Genomic DNA, 16,360 nt, shown 5'->3' with positions numbered 1-16,360 from the left:
AATTCCTTAAACACAGCCGTGAACCGCGAAGAAGTCGTAATTCAATCCACCGGAGTGGAAAATGACGGTCCCATGCAAACAACAAGATTCGGGCAAGGGCTATCCCGGCGTCAGCACTCTGTTTTCAAACAACGCTGCCATGCCCTGGTGAAGGCTGACCCCGGGTGACCAGCCCAGCGCCCGATTCGCACGTTCACAATTCAGCGAAAAACGAACACCGGGTGTTCTCGCATTCTTCACGTCGCCCCGGACTTGTATGTCTCCTTTCCCGGTTACTGCCAGGCAGGCATCGGCGATCTCCCGGACTGTCGAGGGATGTCCGGAAGCAAGATTGAAGGTAGTCCACGCGCCTGTCTTCAGCACGGCTGCAACGGCGGCGGCCACATCAGCGGCATGAATCAGGTCGATTCTATCCTCAATGGGCGGTACCAGTTCAATAGTGCCGCCGGCTGCAGCCGTCGCGAGAAATTTTCTCAACATCTTCGTCGGAGAAAGCCCGGCTCCATAAATCGAGGATGGTCGCAGAACGGCCGCTTGCAGTCCTCGTTGCTGCAAGCGCTGAAAAATATCCTCGGCAAGGACTTTTGTCAGGCCGTAAAATCCGCCGAAGCCCGTATAGCCTGTCGGCGCCGACTCATCGATATTTTCGCGGTCTTGTTCGGCGTAGACAATGGCGCCCGATACATGAACAACCGGCACGGAACGAGCCAGCGCCCATTCTCCCAGATTCAGGCATGCCCTGACGTTGACGTCGAATAGCTCTGCTTCGCCCGGCAGCTTGGAATTGCCGGGGACCATTGCTCCCGCATGAACAATGGCCTGCGCCCCTTCAAACAGGGCGTCCATTTCATCCATGGACCGCCACTGGCCAAGATCCCAGATCCTGCGGTCGGCAGAATCTTTCCCCTGTCGCGCGACGCGCGCGCACGACAACACCCGGATGCCCTGCGATTCAAGCGCGGATACGACATGGCGGCCCAGCATTCCAGTCGCACCGGTCAGGGCAACGGCGCTCAAAACCACGAGTTGACATACCCCTTATGAGTGCCCGGCGTGAGATCTCCCGCGCTTACGTCATCGATGAAAACTTCCTCGTTATACCTCATGGCCATGCCGCGGCGTATTTGCGGCGGATCCAGCTCTTCGCCGTAAAAAAACGCCTTCAACGACATCGCCGGTTCATTGAATCCGAATTGGGCCCGGATCGCGGTTGTGCCTGAAAAGCGCGCATTCAGCTCGAAAGGAACCGGGCCGGCCGGCCCAACCATCAGCTGGATATTCAGGGAACCGGAGAAATCAAGAAGCCTTCCGATGGCAAGCAGCAGATCGTCGAGAAATTCAAAACGATCAACTTCCACGTGCCACGATGTCCCGCCACGCAGTGTCCGCCGTGCCGTGAACGGGCCAAGCAAGGAGCCATTGGCTGTTTTGAACACACTGCAGGTATATTCGTTGCCCAGCTCCGAAACAGGAACGTCCACGACTCGCTGGAGCATGGGTTCTGGGGTCCCGTCCCAGTATTTTTCCAGCATCAGGGAATTCTGAAGAATATGCACGTGGCGGGAAGACGTGCCACGCCGGGTCTTGAGCACCACCGGATAACCCCAGCTCTCGGCAAGCCTGACGGCTTCGTCAAGCCCGCCAGGGAGGCATGACTCGGCATATGGTAATCCATGTTGACGAAGAAATTCCGCGGTAAGCCATTTGTCTTCCGCTATGCGTACGGTCTCGAAGGATGCGGCAATCACCAGCGTGCCGGCACGAGTCAGGAGCAGATCCCTGTTTTCTGAAAAGAAATTCAAATCGAACTCTGACCCGACCATGACGACATCGATGCGATGCAGCGACAGGATGCCAACGATGGTTTCCAGCGCGCCCGGCGATTCAACCTTGGGCAGGAGAATCGCCTCATCAGCCCGGTACAAGGCCGCGTTCATCGGCGCGATGTCGCCACTGATGATCGTCAAAGGCAGCCTGGAAATACGCAAAGCCTTTATGATGCCCTGGCCGACACCGCTTCCTGCGCCCGTCACCAGAACACGGCAGTGCCGCCTCATCTTGCGCGCTCCGCGCCCAATTGCCGCATGATTTCTCCGATCTTCTCCAGGCTGTGGGCATTGGAACCGAATGTGATACGGGCGTCATACTCTCTGCACCATTCGATGTACTGGAATGGGTTTGGGTGATAATGGGAATTCACCTCGACCGCGACCCCGTATTCAGCCGCGCGCGCAATCAGGGCGCGGATTTTCTCATCGGGAGGCGTGACCTTGTATCGCCGGTAACTCATCCCGAACATATGACCAAGAATATCGATTTTGGGATTTTCCAGCGCCGCCCACGACAGGGCGAATTCCCTGTCAACCGCCTCGTCGGGATTGACCTCGCCAAAAGGGATGGCACCGCCGCGACCATCGGGGAAGCGATGCACGCTGGCCATGATGAAATCGCACAGATCGCTGATTGCCGGGATGGTATCGATCTCGCCATCAAGCGACTCAATCTTCACCTCGGTACCTACATACGCCCGGCATGGCGCAGCCGGCAAAGACCGCACCTCTTCGGCAAACCGGGAAAACCAGTCCGTGCTCGTCTTCCGGCTGTGCTCACTGTAGAGAATCACCTCCAGACCAAGTTCAACGGCGCGCTGATAGGTTTCGGCCACGGTTGCCTTGCCGTCCGTCCACGAGGTATGCAAATGTGAATCAATGCGAGGCAACCGGGATAAATCGAGGGCCCGAGCCTCAAATACAAGCGGCGGCCCGGTCATGCCGGATGAATCTTCCGTGTCAGGTATTTTAATCATGCCCCGTCAGTCCGGCCTGGACTCATTGTTGCCGCCGTCGAGTTCAATCAACTCGTCCTCGTCGAACGCGCGTGGAGCGACTCGCCCCAGCACGGCGTACCATTGCATGGGCGAAATCCCGCTCCCCGGGCGCTTGCAGACAAGATTCCCGGCGGTAAACACTTCACCTTTCTTGATCGCTCTGCTTGCCACCAGGCTTTTACGGGCGACATGGCGATTCTTCCATTCAGATTCCGTGGGGCGCTTGATACCATCGCCCCGGGCCTGCTCCACATCACGGATAGCGCTGACCAGCCGACGCAGCTCATCCGGCTCCAGTGATGCCTTGTGGTCAGGTCCGGGAAGATTGCTGTCCAGCGTGAAGTGTTTTTCTATCACTCGCGCCCCCCGGGCGACGGCTGCCACGGAGATGTGTATTCCCGGGGTATGATCGGAATAACCCACCGGCAGGCCGAAAGCCGCCGCCAGTGTGTCCATGGCTCGCAGGTTCACCTCGGCGTACGGGGCGGGATATTCCGTGGTGCAATGCAGCAAGGTCACCCGGTCGCGCAATGCCTGCTGACCGGCGGCGGTGGCAAAACTGCGGGCGATGGCATCGCGGTCGGGAACCATTCCGGATTGCCGGGTGAAACCGAAGGCCAGCATCTCCAGGGCCGCTTCCACTTCCGCCAGGGTGCTCATACCGGTGGACAGAATCACGCGCGTTGCCACCTGCGCAATCTCGAGCAGGAAAGGTGCATTGGTGATTTCCCCGGAAGGGATCTTGATGGTCTTCATCCCGAAGCGTTCCGTGAGCAATCGCAGGCTGGGCAAGTCAAAGGGCGTGGAGAGAAAGGTAATTCCCCGTGAACCGGCATGGGCGATCAGGGCGGCATGGTCTGCCTCGCTGAGCTCGAGCTTGCGGATCATTTCGAGCTGGGTTTCAGTCTTGCCGGTGGCATGCGCCTGGTACTCGGCCTTGGGGGCGTGACGACTGGCGACTTGCTCGGCGCGGAAGGTTTGAAACTTCACGGCATCCGCACCGGCGGCGACAGCGACATCTATCAAGCGCCTTCCCAGGTCGAGGGAACCATTATGATTCACCCCGGCTTCGGCGATGATGAAGGTTGTCGAATCAGTATTCATGTTTGATATCAAAGAAACTTTTCAGAACGCGCAGTGGAACCGTTTTCAAAATCTCCTTGATTTTGGCACTGGCATTTCCAACGCCGTAAAGCGACACCGTATTGGCAAGGTTGCGGCGAAATTCGCCGGAAAGGGCTTTTTTAATGGCATCAGTAATATCGGCAGCGGTCTCCATCGCATCGATCACCGAAGTGGCCTTCAGTCTGCCCTTCTGCCGATTGCCCAGATTGACCGTTGCTTTCCTGAGCGCCGGCGCTTCACTGATTCCACTGGAGGAATTTCCGATTATTACATCGGCTTCGCGCATCAGGCTCAGATAGTGCTGGTGCCCCAGCGAGACAAAGGCCCTTGCTCTGTCTGGATGCAGGCTGGCCCAGGCATTAATGCGATCGATCAGCATGCGGCCGCCCGTGTCCGCGTTAGGGTATGTGAAGATCACGGTCGCCTCGGGAAACTGATCAAGGGCGGTCAGCAATTCATTCATGGCCACTACCGGACTTGCCTCGCTCAGGGTAACAGGGTGATACGTAACCAGAAATAGCGGCTTCCCCAGGGTGATTCCCATGTCCTTTTCCAGCCTGGAGCGATCGAGCCAGGACAGATTGGCAAGATGGTCAAGTCCGGGTGCGCCCGAATTGAACACGCGCTCCGGCGCTTCCCCCATTTGCACCACGCGTTTCCGATAAGGCTCGGCGGCAACAAAATGCCATTGTGCCAGCTTGGTGACCGCGTGACGGATGGCTTCGTCAAACGCACCTTCCGTTGTCTCGCCACCGGATATGTGGGCGATCGGTACTCTCGCCACCATCGCCGCCTGGGCTGCCGCCAGAATCTCGAAACGGTCTCCCAGTAACACCAGGATATCGGGACGGAGCCGTTGCAGCGTATCGGCAAAGCCGATGACGCCCAGCCCGATGGACTTGGTTATGCCAATGGGAGAATCGGACGACAGCAGCATCTCGACCTTGGCGTCGATGGTGAAACCGTCGGCTTCGATTTGCTGATAGGTCAGGCCAAACTCGGGCGAGAGATGCGTACCGGTGGCGACGACCTGCAGATGCATATCGGCATCCGCGCTCACTTCCTTCATCAGCCAGTAAAGCAGCCCGTATTCCGCCCGGGTGCCGGTAACGATGCAGATTTTTCGCTTGTGGGTCACTGCCGGAGGCTCGCCAGCTTTGCGCTGCTCGGCAGATTGATCAAGCTCGCCTCCAGCCGCTCCGCCACCGGCAGCGCGGCACGAGGACAATCGATGTACATCGGCAACTTGTGCAGAAGCGTCCAGATCGGTCGACACTGATAGCCGGCATCGTTGGCAACGGTCAGTAACCGGTCTCGGGCTTTCATATCGGGCTTTTCCAGCCGCGCCGAATTGAGCCAATAATTGCTGCGGCAACCGGCGGGTTCGGCGATGAACCGGATACCATCGCCATTCTCGAACACCGCCAGATACCGTGACGCCAGCTCGCGCTTGCGCGCGAGAAGATCCTGCAAGCGTTCCATCTGGGCACAACCGAGGGCGGCATTCAGGTTCGGCAGACGATAGTTCCAGGCTACTTCGTCATGGAAAAACTCCCAGCGATGGGGGCGCTTGGCGGTGGTGGTAAGGTGCTTGGCGTGTCGCGCCAGCTCCGCGTCGTTCGTCAAAATGGCGCCGCCCCCGCCCGTGGTGATGATTTTATTGCCGTTAAAACTGAGCACTCCCAGTTTTCCGAAGGTGCCTGTGTGCTGCCCCTGATAAGTGCTGCCGAGCGACTCGGCAGCGTCTTCCACCACGGGCAGGCCGTAGCGCTCGCTCACTTCGAGCAATGACGCCATGTCCACCGGGTGACCAAAGGTATGCATGGGCACGAGCGCCGCAATGCGGCGGCCGGTGCGGCGATTGCGCAGGCCCTGAGGCGCCGGTTCTGCGATGGCCTGTAAATATTCTGCCAGGGCGGATGAATCAACGCCCAAATTATCGAAGTGACTGTCCACGAAATGCGGTACGGCGCCACAGTGGACAACGGCATTCGCGGTCGCCACGAAACAAACCGCGGGCACGAGCACTTCGTCGTTGACCTGCACCCCGGCAAGCTTGAGCGCGATGTGCAGCGCCGCCGTGCCGTTGACCACCGCCACCGCGTGCCTCGCGCCGGTGAACTCGGACAACATGGCCTCGAATTGGTCGACATATTTGCCGACCGAGGACACAAAAGTGGAATTCAGGCATTCCTGGAGCAGCGCGCTTTCATTTCCGCCGAATTCCGGCTCATGCAGGGCGATCAGCCGGTCGGGCGCGCCCAACACCTTCTGCAATCCATGCAACAAAACCTGATCCAGTGAACTCACACCAGGGTCCATTCAGACGTTATAGCGATCAGCCTTGTAGCCGGAGAGATTGGCAGGATCCTGGAACCATGCGGCGGTTTCGGTCAAGCCGCGCCTGAACCCCTGGCGGCCACCATAAGCCGGGGACCAGTCAAACAACCTTTTGGCTTTGGTGTTGTCGGCCAGGAGCCGTTCCACTTCCGAGTTTTGCGGTCGCAAGCGCGCCTCATCGGACACGATTTCTATTTCCGTGCCCATGATTTCGGCGATTAACCTTGCCGTTTCAGCGATGGAAATTTCAAAATTGCTGCCGAAGTTCACCACTTCGCCGATCCCGTTCCCGGATTCCAGGGCCGCCATAAAGCCGGCAACGGTATCCTGCACATAGTTGAAGTCACGGGTCGGGGTAACCGCGCCGAGGCGGAGTCGGCGTTGGCCACTGGCTATCTGTGTGATGATTGTGGGGATCACCGCCCTCGCCGATTGTCGCGGGCCGTAGGTGTTAAAGGGGCGGGCAATCATCACCGGCAGACCAAAGGAGGCATAGAAGGAGTAGGCAAGCTGATCCGCAGCAATTTTCGAGGCCGAATAGGGAGACTGCCCCTGCAGCGGATGTTCCTCGGTAATCGGCACGAAGCGAGCTGTACCATAGACCTCGCTGGTGGAGGTGTGAATCACGCGACGCACCCCCAATTCCCGCGCTGCCTGCAGCACGTTCAGCGTCCCCTTGATATTGGTGTCCACATAGGTATCCGGAGAATGATAAGAATAAGGAATGGCGATCAGCGCGGCCAGATGCAGGATGGCGTCGCAACCCTGCATGGCGGTCTTTACGCCATGTGGATCACGGATATCGCCGGCGAAAACATCGAGAGAGTCGCGAACCGTCTTCGGGATATTGTCCAGCCAGCCCCATGAGTTAAATGAGTTATACAGTACAAACGCACGGACATTGTAACCCTTGCTGATCAGCGCTTCCGTGAGGTGAGAACCGATGAAGCCGTCGGCGCCGGTAACAAGAACTTTTCGAAATCCAGAAACCATGTCGTCGTTGACTCGCCCTATGTCTTGTTGATTGCGCGATTGGGGAATATCGCATCCGGCGCGCCCTGCTGCGCCACGCGCCCCCGCTCGAGTCGATACAACCGGTCGCAGTGTTCCACGGTGCTCAATCGGTGCGCAACAATGAGAACAGTCTTTTCCCCCTGGAGAGCGCGCACCGCCTCCATCACACCACGCTCCGTGGCTGTATCAAGCGAACTGGTCGCCTCATCCAGCACCAGAACACTGGGATCGTGATACAGGGCACGCGCAATGCCAACGCGCTGGCGTTGGCCACCGGACAAACGGACGCCGCGCTCTCCTACCAGGGTATCCAGTCCTTCCGGCAGGCTCTTAACAAAATCTTCCAGCTGTGCGGCACCTATGGCGCGCTGCACAGCCGCTTCGTCAATATGCTCGTCCGCCAATCCGAAGGCGACGTTGCGCCGGAGTGTATCGTCTGTAAGAAAGATGGTTTGTGGCACATAACCAATATGGTTCTGCCAGCTTCGCAGGCGCTGCTGGATATCCTCGCCATCCACCAGAACTGCTCCGCTGTCAGGAGCGAGCAAGCCAAGCAAGATGTCTACCAATGTGCTCTTCCCGGCGCCGCTCGATCCGATGAATCCAATGGACTCACCGCGATGGATGGTAAACGAGAGATTCGTGATCACCGGTTCTGACGAGCCCGGATAAGCGTAAACGACATCTCTCAGCTCCAGGGTATTCTGGAAGGACGCTTTCGTGGACCCGGCTTCGTGAACCGTCGACGGAAGCAGATTGAGTTCGGCATGCAGCGTATCTATGACCGGCAATCCGTATTTGAGCATTTGCATGGCCCCCAGCACGCGATTTACCGATGGCAGGAGTCGAAATGCCGCGGCCACGAAGAGGCCCAGCATGGGGAGAACGGCTTCCAGCGCACGGCCTTGCGCCAGCATGGTCAACACCAGAATGGCGAGCCCGCTGACCGCCAGCAGTTCCAGCCACAGACGCGGCAGTTGCAGCAAAGTCTGCTGCAACTGCCCGACTCGCGCGCTTTGGGCGTTGTGTACGCGATATTGCTCCAGGAACTCGGTCTCGCGTCCAAGCAGCTTGACGTCCTTGGCGCCGCCCAGCCCTTGCTGCAGGTGCTGGATACGCAGCCCCTCGTGATACTGGCGTGCCGCCCCCCAACGCATGATATGCCCGCGCGTGATACGAAGAAAACCCCATGTGGCCACTCCCATCACGCACGTCATTATTAAAGTACCGATGGGCTCGACGGCAAGCAACATGCCGCCCAGGCCGAGGAGGACGAGGACCTCCGAGAGAAGCAGCATCATCGGCGCGACGGCATTGACCGTGAACACGTTAACCTCCCCTGTTGCATTGCGAATCAACTGTGCAGAATTTCGCTGCAAATGGAAGGTATAGGGTTGACGAAGATAATCCGTGAACAATCGTTGCGAAAGCCGGGCCTGCAACCCAAAGGCAAACCGGCTTTGTTGCCATGTGAGAAAACCGATGAACAGGTTTTTCACAAAATAAACTCCTACAAGCACAAGCATCCCGCCAATCACCAGGGTTTGCTGGTCTGGATTGCCGAGCAGCTCGATCGTGGGCCGCAGCGCCGGATATTTTCCGGCAATATCGCTTTGCGTCAGGAGCGCCAGAGCCGGAATCACCATGCCCACCCCGACCATCTCCAGCACCATGGCAATCATCATAAGGCTTGCCAATATAACCGCTCTTTGGCGTTCTGCCGGCAACAGCAGCTCCCAGATTTTGCGCGCGGTGGATTGCCGAATCACTCGATCCGCCTTATCGGCTGCGATAGGTACTGGAAACGTGTCATCGTGATGAAAATTCAACAAGGTGCCGCTGAAAAGATTCCACGCAACATCTCATGGCCAGCGATGGATGGAATTCCTCTTGATCCGGTCAAACGGCTTTAAAGACATTTTTCCGGTAATCCGTGTAAGCCCTGGTGATGCCTTCCCTGAAGTCTGTCGCGGCTTGCCAGCCGAGCGCCCGCATCCGCGAAACATCGAGGAGCTTTCGCGGCGTGCCATCAGGTTTTGACTTGTCAAACACCAATTCTCCCTGAAAACCAACCACGTCAGCTATCAGCTCCGCCAGCTCATGGATGGCGATCTCCTTGCCTACTCCGATATTGACGAATTCGCCAATTTCGGAAGCGTTATATTTTTCCATCAGATAGACACAGGCATCCGCCGCATCGTCACTGAAAAGGAACTCGCGTTTCGGTAAACCGCTCCCCCACACCACTACCTCTTTCGCACCTTCCATTCTGGCTTTATGCATCCGGTAAATAAGCGCCGGCAATACATGCGAATTCTGCGGGTCATAGTTATCCCCCGGGCCATAAAGATTGGTCGGCATGGCGCTCATGAAATTGGTGCCGTATTGGCGGTTATAGGCATCGCACATCTTGATACCGGCGATTTTGGCGATGGCATAGGGTTCGTTGGTCGGCTCGAGGAGACCCGTCAACAGATGCTCCTCTTTCATGGGCTGGGGCGAAAATTTTGGATAAATACAGCTCGATCCGAGAAACATGAGCTTTTTCACGCCTTGCCGGCAGGAGGCATGAATGATGTTCGATTCGATCATCAGGTTCTGATAGATAAAATCGGCGCGATAGGTGTTGTTGGCGTGGATGCCGCCAACTTTCGCGGCGGCGAGAAATACGTACTCCGGACGCTCCGCTTCAAAGAACTGCTTCACCGACGGCTGGTTGGTCAGGTCCAGCTCGGCGTGTGTTCGCGTGACGATGTTGCTATAACCGCCGGCGATAAGCCGGCGCATGAGCGCCGAACCGACCAGGCCGCGGTGGCCGGCGACATAAATCTTGCTGTCCGGTTTCATGATTATTCGTGATAATTGTAAGCGGAATAGCCGTGCCGTTTGACCAGCTCGTCACGTTCCGCCGCCTTCAGGTCTTCGCGCACCATTTCCGCCACCAGTTCCCTGAATTTGATTTTCGGTTTCCAGCCAAGCTTCTTGCGCGCCTTTGATGCGTCGCCGAGCAGCGTTTCAACCTCCGTGGGACGGAAGTAGCGCGGATCGACGCGGACGATGGCATGACCTTTTTTGGGTCCGTTCTTCCCGCTGCCGTCCACCTGGCTGACGATGCCGGTCTCCTTCACGCCCTTGCCGCGCCATTCGAGAACGATGCCGAGTTCCCTGGCGACGGCATTGACGAAATCCCGCACGCTGTATTGCTCCCCGGTGGCGATGACAAAATCTTCCGGGTTTTTCTGCTGCAGCACCAGCCACTGCGCCTCGACGTAATCGCGCGCATGGCCCCAGTCGCGCTTGGCGTTCATGTTGCCAAGGTACAGGCAGTCCTGCAGTCCGAGCTTGATGCGTGCCATGGCGCGCGTGATCTTCCGGGTCACGAAGGTCTCGCCACGCACGGGCGATTCATGGTTGAACAGGATTCCGTTGCAGGCGTACATGCCGTAGGCCTCACGGTAGTTCACCGTGATCCAGTAGGCATAGAGTTTGGCCACGGCATAAGGCGAACGGGGATAAAACGGCGTGGTCTCGCGCTGGGGAATTTCCTGCACCTTGCCGTACAGCTCGGAGGTCGAGGCCTGATAAAAACGCGCTTTCTTTTCCAGGCCCAGGATGCGGATGGCCTCCAGCAGGCGCAACGCACCCAGGGCGTCCGAATCGGCCGTATATTCCGGTTCTTCGAATGACACGGCCACATGACTCTGGGCCGCGAGATTGTAAATCTCGTCGGGCTGAACCTGCTGCACGATACGGATCAGGCTGCTGGAATCGGTCATGTCGCCGTAGTGCAGGATAAACTGGCGCGCCTTGACGTGCGGGTCCTGATACAGGTGATCGATGCGGTCGGTGTTGAACAGCGAGGTGCGGCGCTTGATGCCATGGACCTCGTAACCCTTCTTGAGCAGGAATTCTGCCAGATAGGCGCCATCCTGGCCGGTAATACCGGTGATCAGTGCTTTCTTCGCCATTTTCATTTCGTCCGGTTGTATTTGTCTTCAAATCGCACGATGTCGTCTTCGCCGAGATAGCTCCCGGATTGCACCTCGATGATCTCGAGCGGGATATTCCCGGGATTTTCCAGCCGGTGCGTCGTGCCCAATGGAATGTAGGTGGACTGATTCTCCGTAAGCATGAATACCTCGTCGCCCCGCGTCACCCGGGCTGTGCCCTTGACCACGATCCAGTGCTCGGCGCGGTGGTGATGCATCTGCAGCGACAAGGATGCGCCGGGATTCACCACCAGGCGTTTCACCTGAAAGCGCGCACCGGCGTCGACTCCCTCATAAGTTCCCCACGGGCGATACACCCGCCGGTGGGTCTGGTATTCGCTGCGTTTGTCGCTTTTCAGCCGATTCACGACTTCCTTCACGTCCTGAGCATGGTTTTTGTGCGCCACCAGCACGGCGTCGGGGGTTTCCACCACGATGATGTCATCAAGCCCGACGGCGGCGACAAAACGGTGCTGTGAAATCAACAGGGCATTCCGGGTCGCGTGCATATACACATCTCCTTGCACGACATTTCCCTCTGCATCGTGAGCCGAGGCGTCCCACAGGGACGACCAGGCGCCGATATCCGACCAGCCCGCGTCCAGCGCCACGACGGCCGCCCTTTCTGTTTCTTCCATGACGGCGTAATCGATGGAATTCGACTGGCAACTGCCGAAGGCCTGCCGGTCGACCCGGTAGAAATCGGCGTCGCGTTTCCCGCCGTCGTAGGCGGCCTTGCATGTCTCCAGCATCGCCGGATGGAAACGGTTGAGCTCCTCGAGCCATGCGGAAGCAAGCATCAGAAACATGCCGCTGTTCCACAAATACTCTCCCGAGGCTACATACTGCGCGGCGGTCCCGGCATCCGGCTTTTCCACGAACGCTTCCACGTCGTTGCCCTTTCCGCGCTTGATGTATCCATACCCGGTTTCGGGCCCGCCGGGAACTATGCCAAAAGTCACCAGCCGTCCCTTTTCCGCCAGGGCGGCGCCCTCTTTCACTGCGTCATGGAATTTCGCCGTGTGCTGGATGACATGATCCGCCGGCATCACCAGCATCAAGGCGTCATCGGGCGAGTGCTTCAGCAGCGCCAGCGCCGCGAGCGTCAGGGCCGGGGCGGTGTTGCGCCCGATCGGCTCCAGGATGATGTCCGCCGGCGGCTTCCCCATCTGCCGCAACTGTTCCGCGATCAGGAAACGGTGTTCTTCGTTACAGACCAGCAGTGGTGCCGCCACGTTTCCCGCCCCGTCGAGGCGCGAAACCGTCTGCTGCAACAGCGTCTGTTCGCCCAGCAGGCACAACAATTGTTTCGGATAGTGTTCGCGCGAAAGCGGCCACAGCCGCGTCCCGGAACCACCGGACAGAATGACGGGATTGATTTTCATGGACGCGTATTTCTCATCAACGGGACAGGATTCCGGCGCGGCTCAGGCAACGCCGTGATAGGACTTGTACCACTCCACAAAGCGGCCGATTCCATGCTCGACGGAGGTGCGTGGACGGAAACCGACGTCCTTGCCGAGGCTGTCGACATTGGCCGAGGTCGCCGGCACGTCCCCATCCTGCATCGGCAGCATTTCCAGTTTGGCCTTCTTGCCCAGGGATTTTTCCAGCACCTCGATGTAACGCATCAGCTCGACCGGCTGATTATTGCCAATATTATAGATACGGTAAGGCGCATAACTCGTGGCTGGATCGGGTGCGCCACCAGTCCATGCGGGATCAGGACGGGCCGCATGGTCTATCACGCGGATTACTCCCTCCACGATGTCATCGATATAAGTGAAATCCCGGATCATCTTGCCGTGATTGAACACGGGGATGGGCGTTCCTTCGAGTATGCCCTTGGTGAATTTGAACAGCGCCATGTCCGGCCGGCCCCAGGGGCCATAAACCGTGAAGAACCTCAATCCTGTGCATGGCATCTGGTACAGGTGCGCATAAGAATGCGCCATCAACTCGTTCGCCTTCTTCGTGGCCGCGTACAGGGAAACGGGGTGATCCACGTTGTCGTGCTCGGAAAACGGCAACCTGGTATTGGCGCCATAGACCGAGCTCGAAGAGGCGAATACCAGGTGCTTCACGCCATTGTGCCGGCAGCCTTCCAGGATATTGCCGAAGCCGACCAGATTGGCGTCAACGTACGCGTCCGGATTGGTAATCGAATAGCGCACCCCGGCCTGCGCCGCCAGATGCATGACGGCATCGAATTTCTCCCTGCGGAACAATTCGGCCATCCCCTTCCGGTTGACGATATCCAGCTTCTCAAACCGGAACTTGTGATGATCGATGGTGCGCTTGAGACGGGCCTCCTTGAGATGCACGTCATAATAATTGTTCATGTTATCGATTCCATACACGGAATCGCCGCGCTCCAGCAGCCTGAGCGCAAGCGCGGAACCGATAAACCCGGCGACTCCTGTAATGAGGATTTTCATGTTTGCGTTTTTTGTGTTTTACATTATCCGGATTCTGGCACGCTACCGCCATGCAGAACACCCGGTTCCGCACAGCCCGACAAGTTCATGCGCCACCCGGGTGATATCGTTCTGGCGGATATCACCCGGGTGGCGCCACCGCTATTCCAGCCGCAAAATGTCCGGAATCAGTATGCGTTCCTTGTCCACTTCCTTCAGCAATTGCTCGTAACTGAGCAACGGCGAATTCAATTCCGTCAGCACACAGCCATCATACGACCCGGCCTGTTGCAGCGAATGCCAGACGGCCACACCGGCGAACCGGCGCCGTTCGGTATGCGGATCCAGGATGCCGACGATGTCGACATCGCTTTCCTCCGCGCGCAGCATGGCGATCTCGGCCAGATCTGACATCCCGTACAGCAGAATCCGGCGCCAGCCCTGCGCCTCGCAGCGACGGAAAACCTCCACGCAGGATTCGCCGGCGCGGCGGTAAAAAGCAAACGAGGATGACAGGTATTTCGCGGTGAGCCGGCTTTTTTCCGCGAATCCTTTCGGCGTCAGGTAGTAGAGGTAGCGGTTGGCCGGGGCCTCGCTGATCTTGATGAAGCCCTTGCGGATGCAGCGCTTGAGATAGGAATTCGCCAAGCCCAGGGCAATCCCCATGTTGCTGGCCAGATGGCGCTGGCTGACGTTACTTTGCCTGCCGACCGCGTCCAGCAGCTCCAGCACCCGCTCTTCTTCCCTGTCGGCCTTGGTGTTCATAATATGAACACTATAGCCGACGGCCGGGCCGGTCAAGGACTTGTGGACTAAGCAGGCTCAATCGAGGCGGAATCAACCGTGGCGCGGGCCTGACGGCCCAGCACATCCAGCAACACCGTCACCCGGTCACGGCCGGTGGCGACCTGGAATATGCCCTCATATCCGGCAAACCCGCCCTGGGTGATGCGGACACGGCTTCCCGGCCGGTACTCCTCGACGGGGAGGATCTGGATTCCCTGCGCATCTTCGCGGGACCGGAGCATGGCCAGCAGATCGTCCGGCACGCGCGCCGCCGCACGTCCGAACCGGACGATGGAAACCACCCCCAGCGTGGAACGAATCGGCGCCCAGTTGTCCGTCTCGCGGTTGAGATGGATGAACAGATAGCGCGGGAACATCGGCGCAATCAGGCTGACGCGCTTGCCCTGCCGCCGGCGCACGTCGCGCATGCACGGAAGATAGGTTTCGTATCCCTGCCGCGCGAGATTTTCACGGGCGACGGATTCCTGGCGCGGCTTGCAATAGACCAGATACCAGGCCCTGGCGGCGGGATCATTCGTCACCGTGTTCAATGTTGTTATCAAAGTCTCCAGACGTGCATGCCGGCCTTGGCGAATGCCCTGGCATCGAAACGCGACTTCACGTCGATGAAACAGGCGCCGCGTTCCATTTTGTCCAGATACTGGTCGATTTTCATGGCGAGGAATGGCTTGTGCGCCACCGCGGCCACGATGGCCTTGGCCATGGGCAGCGACTCCCACGAGACGAGATCGATGCCGTATTCATGCTTGGCCTCATCGGCGTCGGCGACCGGGTCGTGCACCGAAACCTTCGCGCCGTAGGACTTCAGCTCGTTGACCACATCGATCACCCGCGTGTTGCGGGAATCGGGGCAATCTTCCTTGAAGGTAATGCCCAGGACGATCACATGACTGCCGTTGACGGAATGCCCCGCCTGGATGATCTGTTTGATGGTCTGCTCCGCAATATATTTCCCCATGCTGTCATTGATGCGGCGCCCGGCCAGGATGACTTCCGGGTGGTAGCCCATGCGCTCGGCCTTCTGCGTCAGGTAATAAGGATCAACACCGATGCAATGGCCGCCTACCAGTCCCGGCCGGAATGGCAGAAAATTCCATTTGGTGCCGGCGGCCTCCAGAACTTCGAGCGTGTCGATGCCCAGCTTGTGAAAAATGATGGCGAGTTCGTTCATCAGGGCGATGTTGAGATCGCGTTGGGTGTTCTCGATCACCTTGGCCGCTTCCGCTGCCTTGATACTGGAGGTGCGGCAGACACCGGCCTTGACGATAAGCTCATACAGCTGCGCGACCGTTTCCAGCGTGGCGGCATCATCGCCGGAAACGACTTTCTTGATTGTCGTCAGCGTGTGTTCCTTGTCGCCCGGATTGATGCGCTCGGGCGAGTAGCCAACGTGAAAATCCTTCATCCAGCGCATGCCGGAACCCTTCTCGAGCACCGGGATGCACTCTTCCTCGGTGGCGCCCGGATAAACCGTGGATTCGAAAATGACGATGGCGCCCTTTTTCATGTGCGGCGCGATCAGTTCGCAGGCGGAATGCAGCGGGCTGAAATCGGGTTGATGCGCGTCATCCACCGGCGTGGGAACGGCCACGATGATGAAATCCGCCGGCGCCATGTCCGCCGCCTTGCTCGAATACGTGAGCTTGCCGGCCGCGCGCAGGTCATCTTCTCCCACGCCACCGGTCGGATCCTGGCAACGGCGATAACTGGCGAGCTTGGCCTCGTTCAGGTCGTAGCCAATCGTCGCCATGCGCTTGCCGAATTCCACCGCCAGCGGCAAACCCACGTAACCCAGGCCCACGACGGCCACCGTTTTGTTTTCCAGCTCTGTTTTTTTCATG

Annotated in this window: 15 protein-coding genes; all 15 read right to left on the bottom strand. The window is 58.4% G+C overall.

Translation table 11 applies throughout. The features are described from left to right. Nucleotides 1-99: 99 nt before the first annotated feature. Entirely contained in the window at nucleotides 100-1,023 is a 924-nt protein-coding gene (locus tag SCL_RS05940; RefSeq protein ID WP_172425944.1) for an NAD-dependent epimerase/dehydratase family protein, read from the bottom strand. Next, nucleotides 1,014-2,057, bottom strand: coding sequence for an ATP-grasp domain-containing protein (locus tag SCL_RS05935; protein ID WP_096360360.1), 1,044 nt, complete (start codon nucleotides 2,055-2,057; stop codon nucleotides 1,014-1,016). Before SCL_RS05935 ends, SCL_RS05940 begins: the two co-directional genes overlap by 10 nt. Next, nucleotides 2,054-2,806 carry a PHP domain-containing protein gene (locus tag SCL_RS05930; protein WP_096360359.1) on the bottom strand — a complete coding sequence of 251 codons (753 nt, stop codon included), beginning with the start codon at nucleotides 2,804-2,806 and terminating at the stop codon, nucleotides 2,054-2,056. The genes SCL_RS05935 and SCL_RS05930 overlap by 4 nt, the downstream gene beginning before the upstream one ends. A gap of 6 nt (nucleotides 2,807-2,812) precedes the next feature. Then, nucleotides 2,813-3,931: an N-acetylneuraminate synthase gene (gene neuB, locus SCL_RS05925; protein WP_096360358.1), complete on the bottom strand. Its 1,119-nt coding sequence runs from the start codon at nucleotides 3,929-3,931 to the stop codon at nucleotides 2,813-2,815. After that, nucleotides 3,921-5,090: a UDP-N-acetylglucosamine 2-epimerase gene (neuC, locus tag SCL_RS05920; protein WP_096360357.1), complete on the bottom strand. Its 1,170-nt coding sequence runs from the start codon at nucleotides 5,088-5,090 to the stop codon at nucleotides 3,921-3,923. The genes neuB and neuC overlap by 11 nt, the downstream gene beginning before the upstream one ends. Continuing rightward, the gene (locus SCL_RS05915; RefSeq protein ID WP_096361871.1) at nucleotides 5,087-6,262 is read right to left on the bottom strand and encodes a LegC family aminotransferase; all 1,176 of its coding nucleotides are present in this window, start codon (nucleotides 6,260-6,262) and stop codon (nucleotides 5,087-5,089) included. Before SCL_RS05915 ends, neuC begins: the two co-directional genes overlap by 4 nt. Nucleotides 6,263-6,274: 12 nt before the next feature. After that, nucleotides 6,275-7,285: an NAD-dependent 4,6-dehydratase LegB gene (locus SCL_RS05910; RefSeq protein WP_096360356.1), complete on the bottom strand. Its 1,011-nt coding sequence runs from the start codon at nucleotides 7,283-7,285 to the stop codon at nucleotides 6,275-6,277. A gap of 17 nt (nucleotides 7,286-7,302) precedes the next feature. Further along, nucleotides 7,303-9,075 (bottom strand): ABC transporter ATP-binding protein, encoded by a 1,773-nt coding sequence (locus SCL_RS05905; RefSeq protein WP_197702727.1) that lies wholly within the window; start codon nucleotides 9,073-9,075, stop codon nucleotides 7,303-7,305. 130 nt (nucleotides 9,076-9,205) lie between these two features. After that, nucleotides 9,206-10,153, bottom strand: coding sequence for a GDP-L-fucose synthase family protein (locus SCL_RS05900; protein ID WP_096360355.1), 948 nt, complete (start codon nucleotides 10,151-10,153; stop codon nucleotides 9,206-9,208). 2 nt (nucleotides 10,154-10,155) lie between these two features. Then, nucleotides 10,156-11,274, bottom strand: coding sequence for a GDP-mannose 4,6-dehydratase (gene gmd / locus SCL_RS05895; RefSeq protein WP_096361869.1), 1,119 nt, complete (start codon nucleotides 11,272-11,274; stop codon nucleotides 10,156-10,158). A gap of 2 nt (nucleotides 11,275-11,276) precedes the next feature. After that, complete coding sequence (locus SCL_RS05890) at nucleotides 11,277-12,680, bottom strand: mannose-1-phosphate guanylyltransferase/mannose-6-phosphate isomerase (RefSeq protein WP_096360354.1); 1,404 nt, start codon at nucleotides 12,678-12,680, stop codon at nucleotides 11,277-11,279. Between the two features lie 42 nt (nucleotides 12,681-12,722). Next, nucleotides 12,723-13,733, bottom strand: a complete 1,011-nt coding sequence (locus SCL_RS05885; RefSeq protein ID WP_096360353.1) for an NAD-dependent epimerase — start codon at nucleotides 13,731-13,733, stop codon at nucleotides 12,723-12,725. Between the two features lie 141 nt (nucleotides 13,734-13,874). Further along, nucleotides 13,875-14,477 (bottom strand): winged helix-turn-helix transcriptional regulator, encoded by a 603-nt coding sequence (locus SCL_RS05880; RefSeq protein WP_096360352.1) that lies wholly within the window; start codon nucleotides 14,475-14,477, stop codon nucleotides 13,875-13,877. Nucleotides 14,478-14,524: 47 nt separating this feature from the next. Then, entirely contained in the window at nucleotides 14,525-15,040 is a 516-nt protein-coding gene (gene rfaH / locus SCL_RS05875) for a transcription/translation regulatory transformer protein RfaH (RefSeq protein ID WP_096361868.1), read from the bottom strand. Between the two features lie 17 nt (nucleotides 15,041-15,057). Continuing rightward, a complete protein-coding gene (locus tag SCL_RS05870) occupies nucleotides 15,058-16,359 on the bottom strand; it encodes a nucleotide sugar dehydrogenase (RefSeq protein ID WP_096361867.1) in 1,302 nt (433 codons plus the stop codon). Between the last annotated feature and the right edge of the window lies 1 nt (nucleotide 16,360).

The organism is Sulfuricaulis limicola, from assembly GCF_002355735.1.
Taxonomy (GTDB): Bacteria; Pseudomonadota; Gammaproteobacteria; order Acidiferrobacterales; family Sulfurifustaceae; genus Sulfuricaulis; species Sulfuricaulis limicola.
Note: the sequence above shows the minus strand (reverse complement) of the source record. Positions and strands in the feature narration are given on the sequence as shown.

Excerpts from the sequence above, each read along its gene's own strand:
- SCL_RS05935 (WP_096360360.1), bottom strand. The coding sequence starts at position 2,057 with ATGAGGCGGCACTGCCGTGTTCTGGTGACGGGCGCAGGAAGCGGTGTC.
- SCL_RS05900 (WP_096360355.1), bottom strand. The coding sequence starts at position 10,153 with ATGAAACCGGACAGCAAGATTTATGTCGCCGGCCACCGCGGCCTGGTC.
- gmd (WP_096361869.1), bottom strand. The coding sequence starts at position 11,274 with ATGGCGAAGAAAGCACTGATCACCGGTATTACCGGCCAGGATGGCGCC.
- neuB (WP_096360358.1), bottom strand. The coding sequence starts at position 3,931 with ATGAATACTGATTCGACAACCTTCATCATCGCCGAAGCCGGGGTGAAT.
- SCL_RS05870 (WP_096361867.1), bottom strand. The coding sequence starts at position 16,359 with ATGAAAAAAACAGAGCTGGAAAACAAAACGGTGGCCGTCGTGGGCCTG.
- SCL_RS05930 (WP_096360359.1), bottom strand. The coding sequence starts at position 2,806 with ATGATTAAAATACCTGACACGGAAGATTCATCCGGCATGACCGGGCCG.
- SCL_RS05910 (WP_096360356.1), bottom strand. The coding sequence starts at position 7,285 with ATGGTTTCTGGATTTCGAAAAGTTCTTGTTACCGGCGCCGACGGCTTC.
- SCL_RS05880 (WP_096360352.1), bottom strand. The coding sequence starts at position 14,477 with ATGAACACCAAGGCCGACAGGGAAGAAGAGCGGGTGCTGGAGCTGCTG.
- SCL_RS05890 (WP_096360354.1), bottom strand. The coding sequence starts at position 12,680 with ATGAAAATCAATCCCGTCATTCTGTCCGGTGGTTCCGGGACGCGGCTG.
- SCL_RS05885 (WP_096360353.1), bottom strand. The coding sequence starts at position 13,733 with ATGAAAATCCTCATTACAGGAGTCGCCGGGTTTATCGGTTCCGCGCTT.